The organism is Ramlibacter humi (genome assembly GCF_004681975.1).
In the GTDB taxonomy this organism is placed as follows: domain Bacteria; phylum Pseudomonadota; class Gammaproteobacteria; order Burkholderiales; family Burkholderiaceae_C; genus Ramlibacter; species Ramlibacter humi.
Genome location: NZ_SMLK01000001.1, coordinates 1,207,551 through 1,231,377 on the forward strand (window position 1 = coordinate 1,207,551; position 23,827 = coordinate 1,231,377).

30 protein-coding genes and 2 tRNA genes are annotated in these 23,827 nt (G+C 69.3%); 14 read left to right on the plus strand and 18 right to left on the minus strand.

All coding sequences use genetic code 11. From position 1 onward, the window contains the following. Positions 1 to 14 precede the first annotated feature (14 nt). From EZ216_RS05590 to hemP, 9 genes are all read left to right on the plus strand, one after another. The gene (locus EZ216_RS05590) at positions 15 to 692 is read left to right on the plus strand and encodes a Fe2+-dependent dioxygenase (protein WP_135248597.1); all 678 of its coding nucleotides are present in this window, start codon (positions 15 to 17) and stop codon (positions 690 to 692) included. A 4-nt stretch (positions 693 to 696) separates the two neighbouring features. Continuing rightward, entirely contained in the window at positions 697 to 1,758 is a 1,062-nt protein-coding gene (locus EZ216_RS05595; RefSeq protein ID WP_135248599.1) for an alpha-hydroxy acid oxidase, read from the plus strand. A 5-nt stretch (positions 1,759 to 1,763) separates the two neighbouring features. Then, positions 1,764 to 2,042: a PepSY domain-containing protein gene (locus tag EZ216_RS05600; RefSeq protein ID WP_239024275.1), complete on the plus strand. Its 279-nt coding sequence runs from the start codon at positions 1,764 to 1,766 to the stop codon at positions 2,040 to 2,042. Continuing rightward, positions 2,039 to 2,590: a cytochrome b/b6 domain-containing protein gene (locus tag EZ216_RS05605; protein ID WP_135248602.1), complete on the plus strand. Its 552-nt coding sequence runs from the start codon at positions 2,039 to 2,041 to the stop codon at positions 2,588 to 2,590. The genes EZ216_RS05600 and EZ216_RS05605 overlap by 4 nt, the downstream gene beginning before the upstream one ends. 100 nt (positions 2,591 to 2,690) lie before the next feature. Next, entirely contained in the window at positions 2,691 to 2,924 is a 234-nt protein-coding gene (locus tag EZ216_RS05610) for a (2Fe-2S)-binding protein (protein WP_135248604.1), read from the plus strand. A 79-nt stretch (positions 2,925 to 3,003) separates the two neighbouring features. Next, entirely contained in the window at positions 3,004 to 3,678 is a 675-nt protein-coding gene (locus EZ216_RS05615) for an energy transducer TonB (RefSeq protein WP_135248605.1), read from the plus strand. A gap of 9 nt (positions 3,679 to 3,687) precedes the next feature. Beyond that, entirely contained in the window at positions 3,688 to 4,401 is a 714-nt protein-coding gene (locus EZ216_RS05620) for a MotA/TolQ/ExbB proton channel family protein (RefSeq protein WP_135248607.1), read from the plus strand. A 1-nt stretch (position 4,402) separates the two neighbouring features. Further along, entirely contained in the window at positions 4,403 to 4,816 is a 414-nt protein-coding gene (locus EZ216_RS05625; RefSeq protein ID WP_135248608.1) for an ExbD/TolR family protein, read from the plus strand. Beyond that, on the plus strand, positions 4,813 to 5,016 hold the full coding sequence (hemP, locus tag EZ216_RS05630; protein ID WP_135248609.1) for a hemin uptake protein HemP: 204 nt from the start codon (positions 4,813 to 4,815) through the stop codon (positions 5,014 to 5,016). The genes EZ216_RS05625 and hemP overlap by 4 nt, the downstream gene beginning before the upstream one ends. A gap of 9 nt (positions 5,017 to 5,025) precedes the next feature. Here hemP and EZ216_RS05635 read toward each other — a convergent pair whose 3' ends face one another. Beyond that, positions 5,026 to 5,433: a GlcG/HbpS family heme-binding protein gene (locus tag EZ216_RS05635; protein ID WP_135248611.1), complete on the minus strand. Its 408-nt coding sequence runs from the start codon at positions 5,431 to 5,433 to the stop codon at positions 5,026 to 5,028. Positions 5,434 to 5,558: 125 nt separating this feature from the next. On the opposite strand from EZ216_RS05635, the gene EZ216_RS05640 reads away from it, so the two are divergent. Then, the gene (locus tag EZ216_RS05640; protein WP_135248613.1) at positions 5,559 to 6,254 is read left to right on the plus strand and encodes a Bax inhibitor-1/YccA family protein; all 696 of its coding nucleotides are present in this window, start codon (positions 5,559 to 5,561) and stop codon (positions 6,252 to 6,254) included. A 65-nt stretch (positions 6,255 to 6,319) separates the two neighbouring features. Here the strand turns inward: EZ216_RS05640 and EZ216_RS05645 are convergent, their stop codons facing one another. After that, complete coding sequence (locus EZ216_RS05645; protein WP_135248615.1) at positions 6,320 to 7,003, minus strand: hypothetical protein; 684 nt, start codon at positions 7,001 to 7,003, stop codon at positions 6,320 to 6,322. A 171-nt stretch (positions 7,004 to 7,174) separates the two neighbouring features. Beyond that, a complete protein-coding gene (gene rlmD / locus EZ216_RS05650) occupies positions 7,175 to 8,554 on the minus strand; it encodes a 23S rRNA (uracil(1939)-C(5))-methyltransferase RlmD (protein ID WP_135248616.1) in 1,380 nt (459 codons plus the stop codon). A gap of 46 nt (positions 8,555 to 8,600) precedes the next feature. Here rlmD and EZ216_RS05655 point away from each other — a divergent pair, with 46 nt between their 5' ends. Then, positions 8,601 to 9,017 carry a VOC family protein gene (locus tag EZ216_RS05655; protein WP_135248618.1) on the plus strand — a complete coding sequence of 139 codons (417 nt, stop codon included), beginning with the start codon at positions 8,601 to 8,603 and terminating at the stop codon, positions 9,015 to 9,017. Here EZ216_RS05655 and EZ216_RS05660 read toward each other — a convergent pair whose 3' ends face one another. From EZ216_RS05660 to surE, 5 genes are read right to left on the minus strand one after another with little or no spacing between them, the layout of a single operon-like run. After that, a complete protein-coding gene (locus EZ216_RS05660; RefSeq protein WP_135248620.1) occupies positions 9,018 to 9,803 on the minus strand; it encodes a 3'-5' exonuclease in 786 nt (261 codons plus the stop codon). A gap of 19 nt (positions 9,804 to 9,822) precedes the next feature. Continuing rightward, a complete protein-coding gene (rpoS, locus tag EZ216_RS05665) occupies positions 9,823 to 10,827 on the minus strand; it encodes an RNA polymerase sigma factor RpoS (protein ID WP_135248622.1) in 1,005 nt (334 codons plus the stop codon). 5 nt (positions 10,828 to 10,832) lie between these two features. Continuing rightward, positions 10,833 to 11,723, minus strand: coding sequence for a peptidoglycan DD-metalloendopeptidase family protein (locus EZ216_RS05670; RefSeq protein WP_439126714.1), 891 nt, complete (start codon positions 11,721 to 11,723; stop codon positions 10,833 to 10,835). A 16-nt stretch (positions 11,724 to 11,739) separates the two neighbouring features. After that, on the minus strand, positions 11,740 to 12,492 hold the full coding sequence (locus tag EZ216_RS05675; protein ID WP_135248624.1) for a protein-L-isoaspartate(D-aspartate) O-methyltransferase: 753 nt from the start codon (positions 12,490 to 12,492) through the stop codon (positions 11,740 to 11,742). After that, the gene (gene surE, locus EZ216_RS05680) at positions 12,489 to 13,247 is read right to left on the minus strand and encodes a 5'/3'-nucleotidase SurE (protein WP_135248626.1); all 759 of its coding nucleotides are present in this window, start codon (positions 13,245 to 13,247) and stop codon (positions 12,489 to 12,491) included. Before surE ends, EZ216_RS05675 begins: the two co-directional genes overlap by 4 nt. A gap of 108 nt (positions 13,248 to 13,355) precedes the next feature. On the opposite strand from surE, the gene EZ216_RS05685 reads away from it, so the two are divergent. Continuing rightward, positions 13,356 to 14,333, plus strand: coding sequence for an NADPH:quinone oxidoreductase family protein (locus EZ216_RS05685; protein ID WP_135248628.1), 978 nt, complete (start codon positions 13,356 to 13,358; stop codon positions 14,331 to 14,333). A gap of 346 nt (positions 14,334 to 14,679) precedes the next feature. Here EZ216_RS05685 and dmeF read toward each other — a convergent pair whose 3' ends face one another. Both dmeF and EZ216_RS05695 read right to left on the minus strand, forming a co-directional pair. Then, entirely contained in the window at positions 14,680 to 15,690 is a 1,011-nt protein-coding gene (dmeF, locus tag EZ216_RS05690) for a CDF family Co(II)/Ni(II) efflux transporter DmeF (RefSeq protein WP_135248630.1), read from the minus strand. A gap of 74 nt (positions 15,691 to 15,764) precedes the next feature. After that, positions 15,765 to 16,298: a flavodoxin gene (locus EZ216_RS05695; RefSeq protein ID WP_135248632.1), complete on the minus strand. Its 534-nt coding sequence runs from the start codon at positions 16,296 to 16,298 to the stop codon at positions 15,765 to 15,767. A gap of 129 nt (positions 16,299 to 16,427) precedes the next feature. Here EZ216_RS05695 and EZ216_RS05700 point away from each other — a divergent pair, with 129 nt between their 5' ends. After that, positions 16,428 to 16,880, plus strand: coding sequence for a universal stress protein (locus EZ216_RS05700; protein ID WP_135248633.1), 453 nt, complete (start codon positions 16,428 to 16,430; stop codon positions 16,878 to 16,880). Positions 16,881 to 16,991: 111 nt separating this feature from the next. Further along, the gene (locus tag EZ216_RS05705; protein WP_135248635.1) at positions 16,992 to 17,456 is read left to right on the plus strand and encodes a universal stress protein; all 465 of its coding nucleotides are present in this window, start codon (positions 16,992 to 16,994) and stop codon (positions 17,454 to 17,456) included. A 91-nt stretch (positions 17,457 to 17,547) separates the two neighbouring features. On the opposite strand, the gene EZ216_RS05710 is transcribed toward EZ216_RS05705, so the two are convergent. The 8 genes from EZ216_RS05710 to pgsA form a co-directional block, all read right to left on the minus strand. Next, positions 17,548 to 17,623, minus strand: a tRNA-His gene (locus EZ216_RS05710). A 45-nt stretch (positions 17,624 to 17,668) separates the two neighbouring features. After that, on the minus strand, positions 17,669 to 19,591 hold the full coding sequence (locus tag EZ216_RS05715; RefSeq protein WP_135248637.1) for a SurA N-terminal domain-containing protein: 1,923 nt from the start codon (positions 19,589 to 19,591) through the stop codon (positions 17,669 to 17,671). A 78-nt stretch (positions 19,592 to 19,669) separates the two neighbouring features. Next, positions 19,670 to 19,745: transfer RNA gene (locus tag EZ216_RS05720), tRNA-Val, on the minus strand. A 17-nt stretch (positions 19,746 to 19,762) separates the two neighbouring features. Then, on the minus strand, positions 19,763 to 20,035 hold the full coding sequence (locus EZ216_RS05725) for an HU family DNA-binding protein (RefSeq protein ID WP_013901776.1): 273 nt from the start codon (positions 20,033 to 20,035) through the stop codon (positions 19,763 to 19,765). Between the two features lie 303 nt (positions 20,036 to 20,338). Next, positions 20,339 to 21,424, minus strand: coding sequence for a tartrate dehydrogenase (locus EZ216_RS05730; RefSeq protein ID WP_135248639.1), 1,086 nt, complete (start codon positions 21,422 to 21,424; stop codon positions 20,339 to 20,341). Continuing rightward, positions 21,424 to 22,305: an alpha/beta fold hydrolase gene (locus tag EZ216_RS05735; protein WP_135248641.1), complete on the minus strand. Its 882-nt coding sequence runs from the start codon at positions 22,303 to 22,305 to the stop codon at positions 21,424 to 21,426. Before EZ216_RS05735 ends, EZ216_RS05730 begins: the two co-directional genes overlap by 1 nt. Before the next feature lie 11 nt (positions 22,306 to 22,316). Next, positions 22,317 to 23,198 carry a DMT family transporter gene (locus EZ216_RS05740; RefSeq protein WP_135249125.1) on the minus strand — a complete coding sequence of 294 codons (882 nt, stop codon included), beginning with the start codon at positions 23,196 to 23,198 and terminating at the stop codon, positions 22,317 to 22,319. A 47-nt stretch (positions 23,199 to 23,245) separates the two neighbouring features. Beyond that, positions 23,246 to 23,812, minus strand: coding sequence for a CDP-diacylglycerol--glycerol-3-phosphate 3-phosphatidyltransferase (pgsA, locus tag EZ216_RS05745; RefSeq protein WP_135248642.1), 567 nt, complete (start codon positions 23,810 to 23,812; stop codon positions 23,246 to 23,248). Positions 23,813 to 23,827 lie beyond the last annotated feature (15 nt).

Sequence of the window (23,827 nt, forward strand, 5' to 3'; positions counted from 1 at the left end):
GCAAAGCCGCCGCCATGCTCCTGACCTTTCCCCTGCTGGATGCCCGGGCCCTGGAAAGAGCCCGGGCCGTCCTGGCGAACGCGCCCTGGAAAGACGGCCGCGACAGCGCCGGCGACCAGGCCGCCCAGGCCAAGAACAACACGCAGATGCCGCGCGACTGCCGCGAGGCGCGCGAACTGAGCGCGATGGTGTTGCAGGCGCTGGACGCGTCGCCGATGTTCCTGTCGGCGGCGCTGCCGGCGCGCATCTTCCCGCCGCGCTTCAACCGCTACGGCGGCCAGTCGAACCACTACGGGCCGCACGTCGACAGCGCCGTGCGCTTCGCCGAAAACGGCCTGCGCGTGCGCACCGATCTTTCGTGCACCGTCTTCTTCAGCGACCCCGCCGACTATGAAGGCGGAGAGTTGGTACTGCACGGCCCCGACGGGCAGCAGTCCTTGAAACTGCCCGCGGGCCATGCGGTGCTCTACCCCGCGTCGCAGGTGCACGAGGTGAAGCCCGTGACTCGCGGCGACAGGCTCGCGTGCTTCTTCTGGGTGCAGAGCCTGGTGCGAAGCGACTCGCAACGGCGCCTCCTGCTCGAATTCGATCAGGCGCTGACCGTACTGCGCCAGCAGGGTGGCGACAACGAGTCGACAGTGGCGCTCACCGGCACGTACCACAACCTGCTGCGCATGTGGTCGGAGACCTGACTCCATGGACATCCAGCCGCTGCCGACCGATCTTGCGAGTCTCGCGGACCACGAAAGGCATGCACGCGCCGCGCTCGATCCGGCCGCCTGGAGCTACCTGTGCGGTGCAGCGGGCGACGGCCTCACCGAGCGCAACAACCGCGCGGCCTGGGAGTCCATCGCGCTACGCCCACGGGTGCTGGCACCACTGGCCGGCCTGAACACACGCACCACGCTGCTGGGCCGATCCATGGCCTGGCCGCTGTTGGTAGCGCCGGTGGCCTTCCAGCAGCTGGCGCACCGCGACGGCGAACTCGGCATCGCCATGGCCGCCGCCGCGCAGGAAGCCGGCATGGTGCTCAGCACGCAAGCCGGCGTGGCGATGGAGGCCGTGGCCGAAGCCGTGCGCGAGGACGCGGGCCGCGGGCCGCTGTGGTTCCAGCTGTATTGGCAGGCCGATCGCGGCATCGTCGAAGGGTTGGTGCGCCGCGCCGAGGCGTGCGGGTTCGAGGCACTGGTGCTGACAGTGGATTCGCCGGTGCGTGCCGGCTTCCGCCTACCTGCCGGCCTGGCCACGCCCAACCTGCCGCCCTCCTCCGGCGACGCCGATTTCGACACGCTTTGCGCCACCGCGCCCACCTGGGCCGAACTGGAGTGGCTTTGCGGCCGCACCCGCCTGCCGGTGGTGGTCAAGGGCGTCTTGCACCATGCCGATGCGCGCGAGGCGGTGGCGCGCGGCGCGGCGGCCGTGATCGTCTCCAACCATGGCGGCCGCACGCTCGACGGCGCGGTAGCCACCGCCACTGTCCTGCCCGGCGTGGTGGAAGCCGTCGGCGGCCGCGCGCCGGTGCTGGTCGATGGCGGCCTGCGCCGTGGCGCCGACATCCTCAAGGCGCTGGCACTGGGCGCGCAGGCCGTGCTGGTGGGCCGCCCCGCCGTCTGGGGCCTGGCCCATTCCGGCGCGATCGGCGTGGCGCATGCGCTGCGGCTGCTGCGCGACGAATTGCAGATGGCGATGGCCCTGTGCGGCTGCGCCGACCTCGCCCGCGTCCGCGCGGAACCCCCTGTTTTCTCCCCCAACCAATGAAGACCATGAAACTGAACCAACTTGCTGCCGCTGTCGCGGCCCTCACCCTGTCTGCCGCCGCGTTCGCGCACGGCGAATTCAAGTGCGACGTGCCCAAGGCCGAGTGGCAGCCGCAGACGGCGCTGCAGAAGAAGCTGGAAGCCGATGGCTGGAAGAAGGTCCGCCAGGTGAAGACCGAGAACGGCTGCTACGAGGTCTACGGCTTCGACGAGAAGAACCAGCGCGCCGAGAAGTTCTACAACCCCAAGACCTTCGAGCTGGTCGGCGAGGTCAAGCAGAAGTGACCGCCACGCCCGCCGGTGCCACCCGCGTGTGGGACCGGGCGGTGCGCTGCATCCACTGGTCGCTGGCCGCCACCTGCGCCGCAGCGTGGATCACCACCGCGATCGGGATGCGGTGGCACGAACCCCTCGGGTATGTCGCGCTCGCGCTCGTCGCGCTGCGCATCGTGTGGGGCTTCGCGGGCGGCCGCTACGCCCGCTTCTCGCAATTCGTGCGCTCGCCGCGGGCGACCTGGGCCTACGCCGTCCAAGTCGCCCGGGGCGCAGCGCCTCGCTACCTGGGCCACAACCCGTTGGGTGGATGGATGGCGCTGACCTTGTGGGGTTGCATCGCCCTGCTGGGCTTCACGGGCTGGCTCTACACCACCGACGCTTTCTGGGGCGAGGCCTGGCTGGATCGCACGCACCAAGTGCTGGGCTGGTCGACGCTCGCGCTGGTGGTGCTGCACTTGGCAGGGGTGGCGCTGACGGCCCGGCAACACCGGGAAAAGCTGGTCAAAGCCATGCTCAGCGGTGAGAAGCCGGCCGCCGGGCCCGGCGACGTCGCCTGAAGTCGCCGGCAAACCCCTTCGCATCATAGGCATTGCAAATGCGAAAGATTCGCATTTATAATCAACTCACACTGATCGCCACCCTTCACCCGTCCAAGCCATGATCGTCTGCGTCTGCCGCCGTGTTTCCGACCGAGAGATCGCCCGCCATGCGCGTGCCGGGATGGACTTCGACGACATCCAGTTCGAACTGGGCGTCGCTTCGCAATGCGGACAATGCGAAGGCTGCGCCCGCGATATCGTGGCGCAATGCTCCGCCACCCGCCCGGTGGCCGCGCTGGCCGCGGAAGGCACGACCGAATGGGCTTCCTCCCAACCCTCGGCGCAAGCCTGATCCTGGTGCTGCTGGGCGCCTGGTGGGTGCTCAGGCGCTGACCCCGCTGGCGATCCCGTCGTTTCCTTCCGCTGTGCCGATGCCTTCGTCTCGCTCCGTCAATCCTTCGCGACGCAACGCCGTCATCGCCGGGGGCGTCGTGTTGCTGCACGTGGGCGGCCTGTGGGCGTTGAACGCCGGCCTGCTGCGCCGCGCTGTCGAAATCGTCGTCCCGGTGGAGATGCTCAGCCAGATCGTCCCGCCGCCCGCACCCAAGGTCGAACCGCCCGCGCCGCCTCCCCCGGCGCCGGCGCCTCCCAAGGTCCAGAAGGTGCAGCAGGCACCGCGGCCCAGGCCCATCCCGGTGCCCGCGCCTCCCAGCCCGAACGCACCCGTCGCCCTCGAGCAACCACCTGCGGTCGCCGCACCGGTGGCGCCCGTTCCGGCGCCGCCTGCTCCACCCGCACCGCCCGCGCCCCCGGCGCCGCCGCGGCTGGAGCTGCCTTCGAGCGACGCCGACTACCTGAACAACCCGACGCCCGTGTACCCGCCGCTGTCCAGGCGCCTGGGTGAGCAAGGCGGCGTCGTCGTGCGCGTGCTGATCGGGGCCGACGGCCTGCCGCAGCGCGCCGAGCTGAAGAAGTCCAGCGGCTTCGACCGGCTGGACCGCTCCGCGCTCGACTACGTCATGAAGTGCCGCTACAAGCCCGGGACCGTCAACGGCGTGCCCCAGGCCATGTGGAAGGACGCGCCCGTCAATTTCGTACTGGAATAGAGAAGCAACATGAATCCCGATTTCGGCCTGGCCCACCTCTGGTCGCAAGGTGACATCGTCACCAAGGGCGTCGCCATCCTGCTGCTGGCGATGTCGCTCGCGTCCTGGATGGTCATCATCATCAAGGCCCTGGACCTGCGCCGCTTCACCTCGCAGGCGCGCCAGACCGAGAGCTTCTGGCACAGCGCCGACTTCGCCGACGGCGTGAACAAGCTCGATGCCGACGCCGGCAACCCGTTCCGCGCGCTGGCCACCGAAGGTCGCGAAGCCACGGCGCACCACCACGCGCAGCCGCAGCTGCACGACTCGCTGGACATCAGCGACTGGCTCACGCGCAGCCTGCGCAATTCCATCGACGAATCCACCGCGCGCCTGCAGGCGGGCCTAGCCGTGCTGGCGTCGGTGGGTTCCACGGCGCCCTTCGTCGGCCTGTTCGGCACGGTCTGGGGCATCTACCACGCGCTGCTGTCCATCAGCGCCGCCGGCCAGGCCACGATCGACCGGGTGGCCGGCCCGGTCGGTGAGGCGCTGATCATGACGGCGCTGGGCCTGGCGGTGGCCATCCCCGCGGTGCTCGGCTACAACGCGCTGGTGCGCGGCAACAAGGCCGTCATCATGAAGCTGAACCGCTTCGCGCACGACCTGCACGCCTACTTCCTCACCGGCGCGCGCGTCACGTCCACCGGCGCCACCAACGTGGTGTCCATGAAGAAGGGGGCCTGACGTGGCGTTCGGCACCCAGGACGACACCGACGAGGTGATGAACGAAATCAACATGACGCCCCTGGTGGACGTCATGCTGGTGCTGCTCATCATCTTCATCATCACCATCCCGGTGATGAAGCACTCGGTCAACATCGACCTGCCGCGCGCGACCAACCAGCCCCAGGACATGAAGCCGGAAACCATCCGGCTGTCGGTCGACGCGCAGGGCGACTACTTCTGGAACGAGCGCCAGGTGACGGAAGCCGAACTGCCCGGGCTGCTGGCCGCCGAGGCCGCCAAGAACCCGCAGCCGGAACTGCACATCCGCGGCGACAAGGCGGTGCGCTACGAAAAGGTGGCGGTGGCCATGGCCGCCGCCCAGCAGGCCGGGCTGCACAAGATCGGGTTCATCACGGAGCCCCGCACGCCATGACGGCGCCCACCGGCATCCTGGCGCGGCCGCTGGAGCACGCCGGCCAGCCGGCGCATGGCACGCTGGCGTCGAACGTCCACCGCCAGCAGCTGGACAGCACCGAGCTGCTGCGCGGCGGCCGCTGCGTGGAGATCCGCCACAACGGCGAGGTCTACCGCCTGCAGGCCACCCGCCTGGGCAAGCTGATCCTCACCAAGTAGCGCGGCCCGCTACAGGCCCAGCGCCGCGATGCCGGCGCGCGCGATCTGCACGTCTTCGGTCGACTTCACGCCGCTGACGCCCACGGCGCCGATGCACTGGCCGTCCTTGATGATCGGCACGCCGCCTTCCAGCATGCCCTGCAGGTGCGGCGCGCTCAGGAAAGACACGCGTCCACCGTTGATCACCTCCTCGTACACCCGGCTTTCGCGCCGGCCCATGGCGGCCGTGTTCGCCTTGGCGGGGGCGATGTGCGACGAAATGGCCGGCGCGCCATCCAGGCGCTGCAGCCACAGCAGGTGGCCGCCGTCGTCCACGACGGCGATGGAGACGGCCCACTGGTGCTTCAGGGCTTCGGCTTCGGCGGCGGCGGCGACGGCCTTGACGTCGGCCAGTTCGAGTACGTGCTTGGTTTTCATGGCGCAGCGGCGGGAAAAGCCGCCAGCATAGCCCCACCGCGAAGGGTTTTTGCTTGCGGCATCCGGCAGGAACCCTCCTAGAATCCTTTTGTCCAAAACAACGTTCAAGGAAAAGGAGCTTCCGCATGAACGAGCAGATCGTCACCCCTTCCGGCTATGGCTATGCGCAGCCCTCCGTCGAGGAGCGCAACCGCGTCCTGCGCAACACCTACTGGCTGCTGGCACTCAGCCTCGTCCCCACGGTGCTCGGCGCCTGGATCGGCGTGGCCACCGGCATCACGGCCCGCATGACGGGCGGCCTGGGGCTCGCCGTCTTCCTGATCGGCGCCTTCGGCTTCATGTTCGCGATCGAGAAGACCAAGAACTCGCCTGCCGGCGTGGCGGTACTGCTGGGCTTCACCTTCTTCATGGGCCTGATGCTCTCGCGCCTGATCGCGATGGTGCTGGGCTTCCGCAACGGCCCGAGCCTGATCATGACGGCGTTCGGCGGCACGGCCGGCGTGTTCTTCGTCATGGCCAGCCTGTCCACCGTGATCAAGCGCGACCTGTCGGGCTTCGGCAAGTTCCTGTTCGTCGGCGCGCTGGCATTGATGATCGGCGCCATCATCAACGTGTTCGTCGGCTCCAGCACCGGCATGCTGGTGATCAGCGTGCTGGCCATCGCCATCTTCAGCGGCTTCATGCTGTACGACCTGAAGCGCATCGTCGACGGCGGCGAGACCAACTACGTCAGCGCCACGCTGGCGCTGTACCTGGACGCGTACAACGTGTTCCAGAGCCTGCTGGTGCTGCTGGGCGTGTTCGGCGGCGACCGCGACTGACGCGCTGGCTTCCCAACAAAAAGGGGCCCTTCGGGCCCCTTTTTGTTGGCGCGCGGTGATCCGCGCTATTTCGACGCCGCCAGCACCCGCTCCTTCAGGTCTTCCGGCCAACCGAGCGCGTCGCTTTCCAGCACCAGCTTCATCTGCGGCTGATCGGCGGCGGGCGCCTCCCGGACGGTTTTCACCAGCTCGGCGACGACTTCCTGCCGCTGGTCTTCCGGCATCTGTTCGTAGAGCTGCGCCATGCGTTCCTGCTCGGTGCGGATCGCGTGCATCTGGCCGAACAATGCGCGCACCATCCCGGCGAGCTCCGGGTGCTCCTTCAAGTTCGCCCGCATGGCCGCCAGGTCGGGCATCTCGGCGTCCGGCCCTCCCGCGGTGGCCATCCTCGCCATCGTCTGCTCGAACTCCTTCCACTCCTCCTCCGTCGGCGGCTTCGCGTTCTTGTCGAAGACACCGGCAGTCTCGAGAGCGGCCTGGGCTTCCTTGGACAAGGTGGGGCGAGGTGCCATCCCGCCAAGAAGGCCAGGGGCGATGGCGCCGAGAGCGCCCGCGCCGGGAACGTCCCCCAAGGCTCCGGCGATCGCTTCCCTCGCCTTGCCCTTGGCATACGAGATCAGCTTTTCCTTGAGCGCCTGCTTGGCGTAGTTGATGAGGATGCCCGCGAGCGGGCCGAAGGCGTGAGCGGGTGCGGCGAGACAGATCGCGGTCGCGAGGACGACCAGCGTCCGCTTGTGGTGGAACTTCAATTCAGGCCCCTGGGATGGGCATGGATCATCGGCGGTCTTCTCCGCACGCTGCGACGGTCATGCAATTGCATGACATCCTCAGTTTTCCCGATCGTGAAAATTCCGCGCCTGGCCCCTCCCATGCGGCACGAATGCCGCACAGGGCCGGTGGCGGCCCCGACAGTGCGGGACTCAGTCCGCCCGCTCGAACACCGCGATGCTCTCCACGTGCGCCGTGTGCGGGAACATGTTCACCACGCCCGCCGCCGTGCACCGGTAGCCCGCCTGGTGCACCAGCAGCCCCGCATCGCGTGCCAGCGTGGCCGGGTTGCAGCTCACGTACACGATGCGGCGCGGCGCCTGCCATCCTTCCGCCCCGGCCTGCTGGTGCAGGTCGGCCAGCGCCTTCGCCAGCGCGAAAGCGCCCTCGCGCGGCGGGTCCACCAGCCACTTTTCGGCCGCACCGTCGGCCACCAGCTGCTCCGGCGCCATCTCGAACAGGTTGCGCGCGGCAAACGTCGTCGGCGCCAGCGGCCGGCGAGCGGCATTCAGCGCCAGGTTCTGCCGCGAGCGCGCCACCAGCGCCTCGCTGCCTTCGATGCCCAGCACCTCGCGCGCACGCGTGGCCAGCGGCAGCGTGAAGTTGCCCAGTCCGCAGAACCAGTCGATCACGCGCTCGTCGCGTCGCGGGTCGAGCAGGCGCAACGCGGTGGACACCAGCACGCGGTTGATGTGCGGGTTGACCTGCGTGAAATCGGTGGGGCGGAAAGGCATGTCGATGCCGAACTCCGGCAGCGAATAGCCCAGCGCGGGGCCGCCCTCGTCCAGCAGCCGCACGGTGTCGGGGCCCTTCGGCTGCAGCCACCATTGCACGCCGGGGTGTTCCTGCGCGAACGCCCGCAGCTTGGCGAGATCGCCCGTGCTCAGCGGCTCCAGGTGCCGCAGCACCAGCGCCGTGACCTCGTCGCCGCAAGCCAGCTCGATCTGCGGGCAGGTCTCGATGGCATCCATGGAGCCGATCAGCGCCCGCAGCGGCAGCAGCAGGTCGCTGACGTGCCCGGGCACGACGTGGCACTCGCGGATGTCGGCCACGTAGCGGCTCTTGCGCTCGTGGAAGCCGACCAGCACGGTTTCCTTCTTGCGCACGTGGCGCACCGAGAAGCGGGCACGCCAGCGGTAGCCCCAGGCCGGCCCTTCGATCGGGCGCATTACCAGCTCGGGCTTCACCTTGCCCAGGTGCCAGAGGTTGTCCTCCAGCACGCGCTGCTTCATCGCCACCTGCGCGGCGGGGTGCAGGTGCTGCATCTTGCAGCCCCCGCAGGCGCCTTCGTGCAGCCCGAAATGCGGGCATTGCGGCCGCACGCGCTGCGAAGACTCGCGGTGCACTTCCACCAGCTTCGCCTGCTCCCAGTTGTTCTTGCGCCGCATGACCTGCGCGCTGACCACCTCGAACGGCAGCGCGCCGTCGATGAACACCACCTTGCCGTCTTCGCGGCGCGCCACGCCCTGCGCTTCCAGGTCCAGCGCGTCCACGGCCAGCCGGTCTGCGGGGACGCTTTCCTTGTCTTTCATGCCCTCGATTGTCTCAGGTGATACTCGCGGCCCTGGAGGCGCCACCATGGACCTGCGCATCTGCATCGACGTGCCCCAACTGCAACGCGGCATCGACTTCTACACCGCCGGGTTGGGCCTGAAGTTGTCCCGCCGCCTGGGCGACGACTGGGCCGAACTGCTGGGCGCGGGCAGCCCGATCGACCTGCTGGCCAACGCCGAAGGCTCGGCGCCCATCGGCGACGCGCACCCGCAGCGCCGCAGCTACGCACGCCACTGGACGCCGGTGCACCTGGACTTCGTGGTGGACGACGCCGATGCCGTGGCCGCGCGGCTGGTGTCGCTGGGTGCGGTGCTGGAAAGGCCGGTGCAGGACCGCGCGTGGGGCCGCATGGCCAGCCTCGCCGACCCTTTCGGGCACGGCATCGACCTGCTGCAGTTCAAGGGCCGCGGCTACGACGAGATCCTGCAGCCGGCGGGCTGATCACCTCCAGGCGTCGAGGTACTCGCGCCAGTGCGCCTCGGCGGGCGCCAGTTCCGCCAGCGTGTTCTTCACGAAGGCGATCTCCTGCTCGTACTCGGTCTCGGTGAAGCCGCCGCGCATCTTCTGGAAGCGGCAATACAGCAGGTAGGTGTTCATCACATCCGTCTCGCAGTAGCGTCGGATGTCGTCCAGCTTGCCGTCGCGGTACGCCTGGAACACCTGCGAGCCGTCCATGCCCAGCTTGCCCGGGAAGCCGCACAGCTTGGCCATCGCGTCCAGCGGCGCGTTGGCGCGCGGCTGATACATGGCCAGCAGGTCCATCAGGTCCAGGTGCCGCATGTGGTAGCGGCCGATGTAGTTGTTCCACTTGAACTCGCGGTCATCGTCGCCCAGGTCCCAGTACTTGTCGGCGACCACGCCATGGCGCAGCGCGCGGTAGTGCAGCACCGGCAGGTCGAAGCCGCCGCCGTTCCAGCTGACCAGCTGCGGCACGTGCTTCTCGATGCTCTGGAAGAAGTTCTGCACCACCTTGCCTTCGCTGGCGCCGTCGCGGTCGACGAACGAGTGCACGCGCAGGCCCTCGGCGTTGCGGAACACAATGCTGATGACCAGCACACGCTGCAGATGCAGCGGCATGAAGTCGCCCTGCCCCTTCTCCTTGCGCTCCGCGCACCAGGCCTCGTAGGACTGGAGCTCGGTGGCGCCCGGCGCCGGGTCGCGCAGCATGTGCAACCCCGCGATGTCGGGGATGGATTCGATGTCGAAAACAAGTACCGGCCAAGTCATGCCGGGCACTGTAGCAGTGCTAGAACAGCGCTTCGCGGTCGATGCCGTGGCGCACCATCTGCCGCCGCAGCTTCATCAGCGCTTCGTTCTGGATCTGGCGCACGCGCTCGCGCGTGAGGCCCAGGCGGTCGCTCAGGACTTCCAGCGTCTCCGGCTCGCGGTCCTTCAGGCCGAAGCGGCCTTCCAGCACTTCCTTCTCGCGCTCGGACAGCGTGGCCATCCAGCTGGCCAGCAGCTTCTCCACCTCGTGGTTGTGGGTCACGCCCGTGGGGTCGGCCGCCAGTTCGTCGGCCAGCGAATCGGCCAGCGTGTGCTCCTCCTCGGAACGGTCCAGCGCGGCATCCAGCGAGCGCGGCGCCTCCGCCATGGCCAGCAGGTCGGCCACTTCCTGCACGTTTCGGCCGAGCAACGCGGCGACGTCCTCGACGCGAACGCCATCGCCCGCGAACCCCGCGCGTGCAGCCTGGAAAGCGGGATCGTTCTCCAGCGTGCGCCGTGCCCGCAGCACCTGCTGCAGTTCGCGCACCACGTGCACCGGCAGGCGGATGACGCGGCCCTGGTTCATCACCGCGCGTTCCACCGACTGCCGGATCCACCAGGTCGCATAGGTGGAAAAACGGAAGCCCCGCTCCGGCTCGAACTTGTCGATGGCGTGCATCAGCCCGAGGTTGCCTTCCTCGATCAGGTCCGACAGTGGGACGCCGCGGCCCAGGTAGGCCTTGGCGATGCTCACCACCAGCCGCAGGTTGTGCTCGATCATCGACTGCCGCGCGTCGAAGTCGCCGGCGCGCGCCCTGGTGGCGGTCTCGAATTCCTGCTCGGGGGTGAACAGCTCCGTGCGGCGGATGTCGCGCAGGTACAGCGTCAGCGTGTCGCTGGATTCGCCCGCCAGGTCGGTGGCCAGCGCGCGCCCGCCCAGCCGCGCGGGCTCGGGCGCGGCCGGCTCATCTGCAACGTCGGGGGGCACCCCTTGGCCTTCCGCATCCGGTTCGAGCTGCTTGCCCTTTCCGTTGCGCCTGGCCATCGCCGCTACCTCGTGGCCAGGTAACGGGCCGGGTCGACCGGCTTGCCCTGCCGCCGAATCTCGAAGTGCAGCTTCACGCGGTCGGCGTCGCTGGATCCCATCTCGGCGATCTTCTGCCCCTTGCGCACCGACTGGTCTTCCTTCACCAGCAGCGTCTGGTTGTGCGCGTAGGCGGTGAGGTAGGTGTTGTTGTGCTTCAGGATGATCAGGTTGCCGTAGCCGCGCAGGCCCGCGCCCGCGTAGACCACGCGCCCGTCGGCCGCCGCCAGCACCGGGTCGCCGGCCTTGCCGCCGATGTCCAGGCCCTTGTTCTTCACCTCGTCGAAGCCGGCCAGCACGCCGGTGTTGCCCGGCGCGGGCCAGGACCAGGCGATCTCCTCCTCAGGCGGCACGGCGGGCTGCGAAGCCACGGGGGCCGGCGCTGCCGCGGTGGTGGTGCCGCGAGGCGTGCTGGACGAAGCCGTGTTCTGCGGCGACGAAGCGGCGCTGGCCGGCTGCGACGCCACCGGCGCGGGCGTCACCGAAGACGAAGCGACCGGGCGGGCCACCGCCGTTTCGGGCGGCGCGACGCGCAGCACCTGGCCGACCTCGATGACGTTCGGGTTGTCGATGTTGTTCCAGCGGACGATGTCGCGCCAGTTCTGGCCGTTGTCCAGGCCGATGCGGATCAGCGTGTCGCCGGGGCGCACCGTGTAGTAACCGGGCTTGCCGGCGTTCTCGGCGCCGGGCAGCACGCGCGGCGCTTCGGCGGTGGCCACGACGGCGGACGTGGTGCGCCCGCTGCTGCGGTCTTCCACCGGCGCCGGCGCGCGCGTCTTCGACGCGCAGCCGGCGAGTACCAAGGCCGCCATCACCAGCACGGCTCCCCTGCTTCCGTGCACGGGCGTGAGCATCATCTTGTTTCGTATCCCTTCAAGCGATGCCGGATTTTAGGGGGACAAATTGCACCGTCTCAAGAACGGTGCGGCGCAGCTCGCGAGCGGTCTTTTCCAGCACCACCAGCGACTGGCGTCCGCCCGGCAAAGCCACCGGCGCGACGATGCGCGCGCCGATCGCCAGTTGGTCCACCCAGGCCTGCGGCACGGCCTCGCCGCCGGCGGCCGCGATGATGCCCGCATACGGCGCGCCCTTCGCATAGCCCTGCATGCCGTCGCCGAACAGCAGGTGCACGTTCGGCAGGCGTAGCGGCCGCAGGTTGTCGCGCGCCTTGTCGTGCAGGCCGCGCAGCCGCTCGATGCTGTAGACCTCGGTCGCCAGCTCGCCCAGCACGGCGGCCTGGTAGCCGCAGCCGGTGCCGATCTCCAGGATGCGGCCCAGCCGCCCCTGCACGCCCTGCACCAGCAGCTCCGCCATGCGCGCGACGACGCTGGGCTTGGAGATGGTCTGGCCCAGGCCGATCGGCAGGCTGGTGTCTTCGTACGCCTGGATGGCCAGCGCGGTGTCGACGAAGCGATGCCGCTCGATGCGCCCCATCGCCGCCAGTACGCGCGGGTCGGCGATGCCTTCGGCGGCCAGGCGGGCGACCATGCGCACACGCACGGCTTCCGAATCCATGCCCACGCCGCTGGGCGCCAGTGGACGCGAGGCGACGGGCGCCGCGTTCGATCGCGCCGGCGGCGCGGCGGGCGTCTGCAGCCGCGCGGGAAATCCAGGCCGCTTCGTCATCGCGCGAAGCGCGTCACGCGCGATGACCAATCGGCCAGCGAGTCGTGGTCGGTCAGGTCCACCTGCAAAGGCGTGATGGACACGCGCCCCTGCGCGGTGGCATGGAAGTCGGTGCCTTCCGCGCCATCCTTGGGCAGGCCCGCGCCGCCGATCCAGTACATGGTCTGGCCGTGCGGACTGGGCTGCGAGATCACTTTCTCGGCGGCGTGGCGGCGCCCGAGGCGACACACCTCGAACGGGCCCAGCTGGTCTGCCGCGCGGTTGGGGATGTTCACGTTCAGCAGGAAAGGACGCTCCGCCTGCAGGCCCTGGGCCAGCACGCGCTGCACCAGCTCGCGCGCCTTCGCCGCCGCCGCGTCCAGGTGGCCCCAGCCTTTCTCCACCTGGGAGAACGCGATGGCGGGGATGCCGAACAGGTACCCCTCCATCGCCGCGCCGACGGTGCCGGAGTAGATGGTGTCGTCGCCCATGTTGGCGCCGTTGTTGATGCCGCTGACCACCAGGTCGGGCCGGTAGCCCAGCAGCCCGGTCAGCGCGACGTGCACGCAGTCGGCGGGCGTGCCGTTGACGTAGCGAAAGCCGTTGTGGGCCTCGTGCACGTACAGCGGCGAATGCAGGGTCAGCGCGTTGGACTTGGCGCTGTTGTTGTGCTCGGGCGCGACCACCTCGACCTCGCCCAGGTCGCGGATCGCCTCGTGCAGTGCCACCAGGCCGGGTGCCTGGTAGCCGTCGTCGTTGGAAAGCAGGATCTTCATGCGGACAGCCTGCGGACGATTGTAGGGGTGGGGTCGCCGCCGGGACTGCGCGGCAGTGCGCGCTGCCTATGATCGCCAGCTTTCGCTTTCGCATTTGAGGAGAACGGCATGCATGCGTGGCTTTGCGAGAACCCGGTGGGCGTCGATGCCCTGCAGTGGAAGGAACTGCCCATGCCCCAGCCGAAGGCCGGCGAGGTGCTGGTGCGCATCCATGCGGCCAGCCTCAACTTCCCCGACCTGCTGATCGTGCAGAACAAGTACCAGCACAAGCCGCCGCTGCCGTTCGTGCCGGGCTCCGAATACGCGGGCGTGGTCGAGGCGGTGGGCGAAGGCGTGACGCAGCTGAAGGTGGGCCAGAACGTCGCGTGCCTGTCGGGCACGGGCGGCTTCGGCACCCACACGATCGCTCCGGCTGCCCTGTGCATGCCGCTGCCGCCGGGCTTCCCGCACGTGGACGCGGCGGCCTTCATCATGATCTACGCCACCTCTTACCACGCGCTGGTGGACCGCGCGCAGCTCAAAGCCGGTGAAACGGTGCTGATCCTGGGCGCGGCGGGCGGCGTGGGCACGTCCGCCATCCAGATCGCCAAGACCATGGGCGCGCGCGTCATCGCCGCCGCTTCCACCGACGAGAAGTGCGAGCTGTGCAAGTCGCTGGGCGCCGACGCCACCATCAACTACAGCCAGGGCAACCTGCGCGATGCCATCAAGGCCGCCACCGACGGCAAGGGCCCGGACGTCATCTACGACCCGGTGGGCGGCGATTTCGCCGAGCCCGCGTTCCGCTCCATCGCGTGGCGTGGCCGCTACCTGGTGGTGGGCTTCGCCGCCGGCCCCATCCCTTCGCTGCCGCTGAACCTGGCGCTGCTCAAGGGCGCGTCCATCGTCGGCGTGTTCTGGGGCGACTTCGCGCGCCGCGAGCCCAAGGCCAACGCAGCCATGATGGCCGAGCTGGCGAAGTGGTACGCGCAAGGCAAGGTCAAGCCCGTCATCGACCGCACCATGCCCATGTCGCAGCTGAAAGAGGCGTACGCCCACATGGGCTCGCGCGGCGTGAAGGGCAAGCTGGTGATGGTCAACGAGTGAGGCCGGCCCGCGCCGGGGCCCGGGTGTCCGCCGGGCGTCAGTCGCGCCAGCCGGCGCACTTGCCGTTCGGCTTCCGGTAGCCCGGGCCACCGCGCGATCCGCAGCTGCCGCGGCTTCCGCCTCCGCGGGTGCCGCTCCCGCGTCCACCACCTCCGCCGCGGCTCGCGCCACGGCCGGCGCCCTTGCCCTTGGCCTGCGCCGCCTCCACGGCCGCCAGGCCAAACAACAGCGCGCAGAACGCCCTTCTCGAGAAAGTCATGGTGCCCTCCTGTCCCGTACCGATGTTGGGGCAGCATGGACCGCGAAGGGCTCAGGACAATCACCGACGTCCAGCCGGCGGCATGCACTACCGGCCTGGCCGGGCGCAGCAGCGGTTGATCTCGATGGTGGCGTGCACCACCTCTTCGTGCTCCGCCAGGCGGGCGCGGATGGTGTCGGGCGTCTCCTGGTCGCTGTGCGTCACCACGCTGATGGCACAGGCGTAGGCGCCGCGGCCGACGCGCCACACGTGCAGGTCGGCGATGCGCGGCTCGCCCGGGCCCGCTTCCACCACCTCACGGATTTCGTCGACCACCGGGTGATCCATCTCGCGGTCCAGCAGCACCGCGCCGGTCTGCTGCATCAGGCCCTTGGCCCACACGGCCACCAGCACGGCGCCGGCGATGCCCATCAGGGGGTCCAGCCAGGTCCAGCCGAACATCCAGGCGCCGACCAGCGCGGCGATGGCCAGCACCGACGTCGCGGCATCGGCCAGCACGTGCACGTAGGCGGACCGCAGGTTGAGGTCCGCCTGTCCATGGCGGGGTTCATGCCCGTGGCGATCGGCCGCGTGCGAGCGATGGTGATGCCCGTGATCATGGTGGCCGTGGTGGTCGTGTCCATGGTGGTGATGGCCGTGGTCCCCAGCGCGGGCGAGCACCAGCGCGCACACCATGTTCACTGCCAAGCCAACGACGGCCACCACGACAGCTTCCGCGTACGCGATGGGCTGCGGCGACACCAACCGCTCGACCGAGCCCGCGATCATCAGCAATGCGACGCCCACCAGCAGGATCGCGCTGGTGTAGCCGCTCAGCACCTCGATCTTCCAGGTGCCGAACGCGAAGCGCTGGTCCACCGAGTAGCGGCGCGCGGCGCGGTAGGCGAACGCGGCCAGCCCGATGGCCAGCGCGTGCGAGCTCATGTGCCAGCCGTCGGCCAGCAGCGCCATCGAGTTGAACCACCAGCCGGCGGCGATCTCCACCACCATCGTCGCCAGCGTGATCCACATGACGAGGCGGGTACCTCGCTCCGCCGCTGTGTTGCCGGCATGGAATTCGTGCGCGTGGGTCCAGCGCGACAGGTCGTGGGCGTGCATGAACGGATTTTCGCCGGGCCGCCAAGCCCTCGCAGCTCGTCCGGCCACGCAAGCCCAGCGGGAAACGGCAAGCCTCAGCCTGCGGGTGCTGGCTTGATCGCGCCAAGCGCCTGGGGCCTCGCGACCGGGTAGCCAATACCGGCCAGCAGGCCGCCGAACTCCTGCAGCACCGGCGCGTAGCTGCCGTCCGTGACGTGCCGCGTGTGGAACGCGGCGCAACCGATCGGCTCATGGCCGAGGATCGCCGCCAGCTCGGCTTCCGCCCGCGACGATTCGCCCGTGGCGGAAGTCGTGACGACGGCGTATTGCCGCCACGACCGCCCGGCCGACGCGGCGAAGCTGCGCATGGGCGCCGCCACGCTGCCCAGCCAGATGGGCGCCACCAGCACCACGCGCTGGAAGCCCGCCGGTTCCGGGCCTTCGTAGCGCACCGGCGGCAAGCGCTGCCTCAGCGTGTCGAGCGCGCAGCGCAGCAGGCCTGGCCAGCCGCCGCGCGGCTTCGCCTCGACCACCTGGCCGAGCGCCCAGCCTTGCTCGTCCGCCAGCGCGTGCGCGACCTCGCGGCTGGTGCCGCCGAGGCAATAGAAGATGACCAGGGTGTCGTTCACGGAAACCTCCTGCCGCCGGATGCACGTGCGCCAAAACTAGCAGCGGCGCCGCGGCTTTCCTTGACCGGCATCAAGGCACAAGCGCGCCGCGCGAACCAGACTGGGCCTGCACGCAAACAGGAGGTCCGTATGGCAGGCTTTCAATGCATCCTCGTGCCGGTGGACGGCAGCGAGTCCTCGAAGCACGCGCTCATGGCGGCGATCGGCCTCGCGAAAGAGTCCGGGGGCCAAGTTCGCATGGCGCACGTGCTCGACGAATTGGAGTACGCCAGCGCGTGGGAGTTCTCCGCGCAGGTGGTGGAAGAAAGCCGCCGGCAGGCGCGCGCCTTCCTGGACCGCTGGGCCACGGAATGCGCCGCGCAAGGCGTGCAATGCGACGCCCGCCTGCTCGAAGAGCCCGGCAGCCGGCTCGGCGAAGTGGTCGCGCGCGAGGCCGCCGCCTGGCCCGCCGACCTCGTCGTCGTGGGCAGCCACGGGCGGCGCGGCCTGGGCCGCGTGCTGCTGGGCAGCGGCGCCGAGCAGATCGTGCGGTTCGCGTCCGCGCCCGTGCTGGTCCTGCGCGGACAGCAGCGAAAGGACTGACGATGGCCTGGCTGCTGCTCATGGCCGCGGTGGCGCTCGCCGCCGTGGTGGCGAACCTCATCCTGAAGTGGCTGGTGCTCGATTGAACGGCGCGCCGCGCGAGGAGAACGCATGAACTCGATCGGTCGGATCCTGGTGCCGTGCGACGGCTCGCCACCCGCAACCAAGGCGCTCGTGTCGGCGCTGGAGCTGGCCCGCGGCCGCGGCGCGCACGTGCGCGTGGTCCACGTCGTCGATGGCATGGAGCGGGCGACCGGCTTCCTCTATTCGCACGCGATGCTGCGCGAGATGCGCATCGCCGGCCAGCTGATCCTCGATGACGCCGCAGCGGTCTGCGCTTCGGCGGGCATCCCGCACGACACGCGCCTGCTGGACCGCGAAGGCCGCCGCCTCGGCGAAGCCGTCGCCGACGAGGCGGCGGCCTGGGGCGCCGACGTGGTGGTGGTCGGCACGCATGCGCGGCGTGGACTCCAGCACCTGGTGCTGGGCAGCGGGGCCGAGCAGATCCTGCGGCTGGCGACGGTGCCCGTGCTGGTGGTCCGCGAAGCGATGAAAGCGCAACGCATGGCGGCTTGAACACGTCGCGACATGGATGGCCGCCGCAAAAGCAAAGGCCCCGCGGAACCGCAGGGCCTTGTGGCGCGCCCGCTGGGCGCGGGTCAGAAACTGGGGTGGCTGATGGGACTCGAACCCACGACAACCAGGATCACAACCTGGGACTCTACCAACTGAGCTACAGCCACCGTCGAAGCGCGTGATTATAGCCGCGCCGCAGCGGCGGCCCGGGCTCAGCGGGCCGGCGTTTCGGCGGCGGCCGGCTTCGGCACCAGGATCTGCGCCTTGAAGCGGTCCTTGAGCACGTTGTAGTAGGCCAGCGCTTCGGCGCCCGTCCACATGCGGCGGTACAGGTCCTGCTCCTGCTTGGCGGCGGCCGGCGCGGGCGCCTGGCGCGCGACGGCCTGGTCCACCTTCACGACGGCATAGCCTTGCGCACCCAGGTCCACGCCGGCGAAAGCGGGCAGCGCGGAAGTGTCGGCGCGCAGCGCGGCCTCCACCACTTCCTGCGGCTGCTTGGCCGGGTCCTCGCGCGACACCACCACCTTTTCCGGCAGCGTGGCCGAAGCGGGGTTGGCCTTCCAGGCGGCCAGCTTCTCCTCGCCGTCCTTCTTCGCCAGCTCGGCCGACTTGTCCGCGACCACGCGCTTGCGCACCGCGTCCTGCACTTCGGCCAGCGGCAGCGTGCGCGCGGGGCTGTACTGCACCAGGCGCGCCGACACCAGCTGGCTGGGCGCGGTTTCCACCGCTTCGGTGTTGCGCTTCTTCTCGATGCTGTCGGGCGAGAACAGCGCGCCCAGCAGCTTCGGGTTGGCCAGCGGGCCGGTGGCGCCGGGCGCCGGCGTGCGCTGCACGTTCTGCGCGGTCTTCACGTCCAGCTTGAAGCGCTCGGCCACCGACTTGAAGCCGTCGGCCGCCTCGTACACGGCGTTGCTGAAGGCGTCGGCGGTCTCCGCGTACTTCTTCTGCGCCTGCTCCTTGCGAGCTTGCGCTTCCAGCTCGGGCTTCATCTCCTCGAAGCTGCGCTGCTTGGGCGCGCGCGTGTCGTCCAGTTTCACCACGTGCCAGCCGAACTCGGTTTCGACCAGCGTCATCTCGCCCTTCTTCAGGCCGAACACGGCGTCTTCCAGCGCCTTGCTGGCGTAGCCGCCGCGCGCCGACCAGTCGAGGTCGCCGCCGTTGGCCGCCGACACGCTGTCGCCGGAGTTCTTCTTCGCCAGTTCGGCGAACGAAGCCGGCGCCTTGCGCGCGGCATCCAGCAGTTCCTGCGCCTTCGCCTTGGCCTTGTCCTTGTCGGCCTGCGAAGCGCCCTTGGCGACCGGGATCAGGATGTGGCTGGCGCGGCGCTCTTCCTGGCGGGCCAGCTGCTCGCGGTTCTGCTCGTAGTAGGTCTTGAGGTCCTGCTCGCTGACGTTGATGCTTTTCCTCACCGAGTCGAGGTCCAGCACCACGTACTCGACGTTCGCCTGCTCGGGCGCCTGGAACTGCTGCGGGTGGTCCTTGTAGTAGGCCTCGAGCTCGGCGGCCGTGGGGTTCACCTTGGCCGCGTAGTCGGCGGGGCTGAAGCGGGCCACCTGGATCTGGCGCTTGCCGAAGAAGGCGTCCAGCGCCACGCCGGCCTGCGCCGGCCCGGCCAGCGCCGTGTTGGTGACGCCGGCCAGCACCTGGCGCTGCGCGATCTCGCTGCGCATCTGCTCTTCGAAGGTCTGGGGCGTCAGGCCCTGGCGGCCCAGGATTTCCTTGTAGGCAGCCATGTCCAGCTTGCCGTCCGGACCGCGCAGCGAGGCGATGACCTCGTTGCCCTGCAGTTCACGCGCCAGCCGCTGGTCGGAAGCCGTCAGGCGTTCCTTGGCGGCGGCGGCGGCCAGCACGCGGTCGCGCACCATGCGCTCCAGCGTGCCGTAGCGCGCCTGCGGCGAATCGAGCAGCTTGGGATCGATGTTGGGCATCTGCTGGCGCAGGCGGTCCACCTCGGTCTTGTGCTCGTTGTCCCACTGCGACTGCGAGATGGCGTGGCCGTCCACCTTGGCCACGGTCGGGCCCTTCTCCTGCATGCGGTCATAGCCACTCACGCCGAGCGCGATGAAGGAAGGCACGATCAGCACGAACAGCAGCAGCTGCATGACCTTGTTGTGCTTGCGGACGAAATCGAACATGCGCGACTCTAGTGAAAGGGGGCGGAACATGGCCCCGGAAAAAAACAAAGGCGAACTTGCCGTTCGCCTTCGCTTGGGTGGTGGGTGCTGACGGGATCGAACCGCCGACCTACGCCTTGTAAGGGCGCCGCTCTACCAGCTGAGCTAAGCACCCCACCGGGCTAACCGACTTCAGTTCAGCGCATCCTTCAGCGCCTTGCCGGGACGGAACTTGGGCACCTTGGCAGCCTTGATTTTAATCTGTGCGCCGGTGCGGGGATTGCGGCCGCTGCGGGCGGCGCGCTTGCCCACGGCGAAGGTGCCGAAGCCCACCAGCGACACGGAGCCGCCTTTCTTCAGCGTCGTCTTCACGGCGCCGATCATCGATTCCAGCGCACGCGTGGCGGCCGCCTTGGAGATGTCGGCGTGCTTCGCGATGTGCTCGATCAGTTCGGTTTTGTTCACAGGTGCCCCTCGAAGAGAGATGGAGTTGGACAGGACGTCTTCTCTTTAAAAATTTTTGTCTCCCGCCCCTTGGCGCACGCCTTCGGGCGGTGCCGGATGCCAGGGGAAGGGAGACTTGCTTGCGCGGCCGCGGGCCACTGCGAGGATTAGAGCCACCCCCCCGGGGCGTGTCAATAAGGCTCGCAGGTTTACAACAGGCGCCACGGGCGTGGCCGCGCATTCTAGGTGCGGCTCCACCGGTTGCCGCCCGCCACGCATGCGGCGCCGCGCAACTTTGTCACGACACGCGCCGCGGCGTGGCTCTCACAGGGCAGCGGCGATGGCCTTGCCCAGGTCGCCGGTCGATGCGGTGCCGCCGATGTCCGGCGTGCGCGGCGCGCCCGATCCGGGCTCCAGCACCTTCTCGATCGCGCGCAGCACCGCGTCGTGCGCGTCCTTGTGCCCCAGGAACTCCAGCATCATCGCGCCGCACCAGATTTGGCCGATCGGGTTGGCGATGTTCTTCCCCGCGATGTCCGGCGCGGAGCCGTGCACGGGTTCGAACAGCGAAGGGAACTTGCGGTCCGGGTTCAGGTTGGCGCTGGGCGCGATGCCGATGGTGCCGGTGCACGCCGGCCCCAGGTCGGACAGGATGTCGCCGAACAGGTTGCTGGCCACCACCACGTCGAAGAAGTCGGGACGCTGCACGAAGTGCGCGGTGAGGATGTCGATGTGGAACTTGTCCACCTTCACGCCCGGGTACGCCCTGGCCATCTCGGCCACGCGCTCGTCCCAGTACGGCATGGTGATGGCGATGCCGTTCGACTTCGTCGCGCTGGTCAGGTGCTTTTTCGGCCGCGATTGAGCCAGGTCGAACGCGAACTTCAGCACGCGGTCAACGCCCACGCGCGACATCACTGTCTCCTGCATGACGATCTCGCGGTCCGTGCCCGGGTACATGCGCCCGCCGATGGCCGAGTACTCGCCTTCGGTGTTCTCGCGCACGATGTACATGTCGATCTCGCCGGGCTCGCGCTTGCTGCCGTCCTTGCGCACCACCGGCGCCACGATGCCGGGCATCAGGCGCGCCGGGCGCAGGTTGACGTACTGGTCGAACTCGCGGCGGAACAGCAGCAGCGACTGCCACAGCGACACGTGGTCGGGGATCTTCGCGGGCCAGCCCACCGCGCCGTAGAAGATGGCGTCGTGGCCGCCGATCTGGTCCTTCCAGTCGTCGGGCAGGTACTTGCCGTGCTTCTCGCAGTAGTCCCAGCTGCTGAAATCGAAGCGGTCGAAGTGCAGGTCGATGCCGAACTTCGTGGCGGCGGCTTCCATCACGCGCACGCCCTCGGGCATCACTTCCTTGCCGATGCCGTCGCCGGCGATGACCGCGATTCTTTTCTTGCTCATCACGTTCTCCTGAAGAATTCCAAAGCTTCGCGCAGCAGCGCCTGCGGCGCCTCCTCCGCGATGTAGTGGCCGCAGGGCAGCGCCTGCCCCTCGACCTGCGATGCGCGCTCGCGCCACAACGCCAGCACGTCGAAGTTGCGGCCCACCGCACCGTGCTGTCCCCACAGCACGCGCAAGGGCATGTCCAGCCTGCGGCCCGCCGCGACGTCATCGCGGTCGTGCGCCAGGTCGATGCCGGCGGACGCGCGGTAGTCGCCGCAGATGGAAGCGGCTGTCCCGGGAATGGCCGCGCAGCGTTGGTACTCCGCCAGCGCTTCGGGCGCGAACGCGGCCAGCCCGGCGTGCCGCGCGCCCATCACGCTGCGCACGTAGCGCGAGGGATCGGATTCGATCAGCGCTTCCGGCAGCGGGGGCGGCTGCACCAGGAAGAACCAGTGCCAGTACGCCAGCGCGAAGTCGCGCGAGGTTTGCTCATACATCGCCAGCGTGGGCGCGATGTCCAGCAGCAGCATGCGGCTGACCGCCTGTGGATGGTCCGCCGCCAGGCGATGCGCCACGCGCGCGCCGCGGTCATGGGCCAGCACGCCGAACCGCTGGTGCCCCAGCGATCGCATGACGTGCAGCGCGTCCAGCGCCATCTCGCGCTTCGAGTACGCGGCGCTGCCCTCGCCCGCCGCCGGCCGGCCCGAATCGCCATAGCCGCGCAGGTCCACCAGCACCAGTTCGAAATACTTCGCCAGGTCAGGCGCGACGCGGTGCCACATGCACGAAGTCTGCGGATGGCCGTGCAGCAGCAACAGCGGCGGACCTTCGCCGCCGCGGCGCACCCTCAGCGGCACGCCGTCCCGCTGCAACTCCCGCGATTCGAAGCCTTCCAGCATGCGCGGATTCTCTACCGGCGCGCGGGGATCGGCACCGGCACCGGCGCCCGCACCACCAGGCTGACGCCGATCGCGGTGAGCGCCACGCCCGCGACGATGGCCGCGGTGATCGGCTCGCCGAACAGCGCCCAGGCCATCAGCGCCGTGCTGGGCGGCACCAGGTACATGAGGCTGGTGACGGTGGTGGCCGCGCCGCGCTGGATCAGCAGGTACAGCAGCGAGCTGCCGCCCAGCGTGAGGCCCAGCACCGACCAGGCCATGGCGCCGATCAGCTCGGTGTTGACGCCCGCTTCCGTCACCCAGTGCATCGCCTCCGGTTCCAGCAGCGCGACCGGCAGCGTGACGAGCAGCGCCGCCGACAGCTGCACCAGGTTGGCGGTACGCACGTCGCACGGCTGGACGAAACGCTTCTGGTACAGCGTGCCCGCCGTGATGGCCAGCAGCGCGACCAGCGCGAACATCAGGTTGCGCGCATGCACTTCGCCCATCCCGAGCTTCTGCCAGACCACCAGCACCAGCCCGGCCAGTCCCAGCGACAGCCCGGCCCATTGGCGCTTCCCCACCTCGCCACCGCGGCCCGAAACCCAGAACGCCGTCAGCACCGGCTGCAGGCCGACCAGCAGCGCCGTGAGGCCGGCGCCCATGCCATCCTTCACTGCGGCCCACACGCCGCCCAGGTAGCCCGCGTGCATCAGCACGCCGGTCACCGCCAAGTGGCCCCACTGCGCGCGGCTGCGCGGCCAGGCGGCGCGGGCCGCCGCAGCCCAGGCGAGGAAGCAGGCCACGGACAGCGCGTAGCGCATCGCCAGGAACTTCATCGGCGGCGAGTGCGGCATGCCGTAGCGCGCGACGATGAAGCCGGTGCTCCAGATCAGGACGAAGACCGCGGGCATCGCCCGCACCAGCAGGGCCTGCCGGCCGTTGTCGCTCACGGGAATCCTTACTTCACCCGCTGGCGGATCTCGGGCAGGGCCTTGCGCAGGTAATAGACCATGGACCACACGGTCAGGATGGCCGCGACCCAGATCAGGATGTGACCCCAGTAGCCGGTGTCGATGGTGCCGAACAGCGGGCCGTCGAACAGCAGGAAGGGGATGGCGACCATCTGCACCGTGGTCTTCACCTTGCCCAGCATGTGCACCGCCACGCTGCGCGAAGCGCCGATCTGCGCCATCCACTCGCGCAGCGCCGAGATTGCGATCTCGCGGCCGATGATGATCAGCGCCACGAACACGTCGGCCCGCCCCAGGTGCACCAGCACCAGCAGCGAGGCGCAGACCAGGAACTTGTCGGCCACCGGATCCAGGAACGCGCCGAACGCGGACGTCTGCTTCAGCTGGCGCGCCAGGAAGCCGTCCAGCCAGTCGGTGAGCGCGAACACGATGAACATCACCGTGGCCACCAGGTTCTGCACCGGGTGCGGCAATCCCAGGTAGAACACGCCGACGATCAGGGGGATCGCGACGATGCGCGTCCAGGTCAGGATCGTGGGGACGGTGAAGAACATGGGCGCGATTCTGTC

What these genes read in the sequence shown, in the direction of transcription:
- EZ216_RS05590 (WP_135248597.1), top strand. Translation starts at nt 15, where the DNA reads ATGCTCCTGACCTTTCCCCTGCTGGATGCCCGGGCCCTGGAAAGAGCC.
- EZ216_RS05595 (WP_135248599.1), top strand. Translation starts at nt 697, where the DNA reads ATGGACATCCAGCCGCTGCCGACCGATCTTGCGAGTCTCGCGGACCAC.
- EZ216_RS05600 (WP_239024275.1), top strand. Translation starts at nt 1,764, where the DNA reads ATGAAACTGAACCAACTTGCTGCCGCTGTCGCGGCCCTCACCCTGTCT.
- EZ216_RS05610 (WP_135248604.1), top strand. Translation starts at nt 2,691, where the DNA reads ATGATCGTCTGCGTCTGCCGCCGTGTTTCCGACCGAGAGATCGCCCGC.
- EZ216_RS05615 (WP_135248605.1), top strand. Translation starts at nt 3,004, where the DNA reads ATGCCTTCGTCTCGCTCCGTCAATCCTTCGCGACGCAACGCCGTCATC.
- EZ216_RS05620 (WP_135248607.1), top strand. Translation starts at nt 3,688, where the DNA reads ATGAATCCCGATTTCGGCCTGGCCCACCTCTGGTCGCAAGGTGACATC.
- hemP (WP_135248609.1), top strand. Translation starts at nt 4,813, where the DNA reads ATGACGGCGCCCACCGGCATCCTGGCGCGGCCGCTGGAGCACGCCGGC.
- EZ216_RS05635 (WP_135248611.1), bottom strand. Translation starts at nt 5,433, where the DNA reads ATGAAAACCAAGCACGTACTCGAACTGGCCGACGTCAAGGCCGTCGCC.
- EZ216_RS05640 (WP_135248613.1), top strand. Translation starts at nt 5,559, where the DNA reads ATGAACGAGCAGATCGTCACCCCTTCCGGCTATGGCTATGCGCAGCCC.
- rlmD (WP_135248616.1), bottom strand. Translation starts at nt 8,554, where the DNA reads ATGAAAGACAAGGAAAGCGTCCCCGCAGACCGGCTGGCCGTGGACGCG.
- EZ216_RS05655 (WP_135248618.1), top strand. Translation starts at nt 8,601, where the DNA reads ATGGACCTGCGCATCTGCATCGACGTGCCCCAACTGCAACGCGGCATC.
- EZ216_RS05660 (WP_135248620.1), bottom strand. Translation starts at nt 9,803, where the DNA reads ATGACTTGGCCGGTACTTGTTTTCGACATCGAATCCATCCCCGACATC.
- rpoS (WP_135248622.1), bottom strand. Translation starts at nt 10,827, where the DNA reads ATGGCCAGGCGCAACGGAAAGGGCAAGCAGCTCGAACCGGATGCGGAA.
- EZ216_RS05670 (WP_439126714.1), bottom strand. Translation starts at nt 11,723, where the DNA reads ATGATGCTCACGCCCGTGCACGGAAGCAGGGGAGCCGTGCTGGTGATG.
- EZ216_RS05675 (WP_135248624.1), bottom strand. Translation starts at nt 12,492, where the DNA reads ATGACGAAGCGGCCTGGATTTCCCGCGCGGCTGCAGACGCCCGCCGCG.
- surE (WP_135248626.1), bottom strand. Translation starts at nt 13,247, where the DNA reads ATGAAGATCCTGCTTTCCAACGACGACGGCTACCAGGCACCCGGCCTG.
- EZ216_RS05685 (WP_135248628.1), top strand. Translation starts at nt 13,356, where the DNA reads ATGCATGCGTGGCTTTGCGAGAACCCGGTGGGCGTCGATGCCCTGCAG.
- dmeF (WP_135248630.1), bottom strand. Translation starts at nt 15,690, where the DNA reads ATGCACGCCCACGACCTGTCGCGCTGGACCCACGCGCACGAATTCCAT.
- EZ216_RS05700 (WP_135248633.1), top strand. Translation starts at nt 16,428, where the DNA reads ATGGCAGGCTTTCAATGCATCCTCGTGCCGGTGGACGGCAGCGAGTCC.
- EZ216_RS05705 (WP_135248635.1), top strand. Translation starts at nt 16,992, where the DNA reads ATGAACTCGATCGGTCGGATCCTGGTGCCGTGCGACGGCTCGCCACCC.
- EZ216_RS05715 (WP_135248637.1), bottom strand. Translation starts at nt 19,591, where the DNA reads ATGTTCGATTTCGTCCGCAAGCACAACAAGGTCATGCAGCTGCTGCTG.
- EZ216_RS05730 (WP_135248639.1), bottom strand. Translation starts at nt 21,424, where the DNA reads ATGAGCAAGAAAAGAATCGCGGTCATCGCCGGCGACGGCATCGGCAAG.
- EZ216_RS05735 (WP_135248641.1), bottom strand. Translation starts at nt 22,305, where the DNA reads ATGCTGGAAGGCTTCGAATCGCGGGAGTTGCAGCGGGACGGCGTGCCG.
- EZ216_RS05740 (WP_135249125.1), bottom strand. Translation starts at nt 23,198, where the DNA reads ATGCCCGCGGTCTTCGTCCTGATCTGGAGCACCGGCTTCATCGTCGCG.
- pgsA (WP_135248642.1), bottom strand. Translation starts at nt 23,812, where the DNA reads ATGTTCTTCACCGTCCCCACGATCCTGACCTGGACGCGCATCGTCGCG.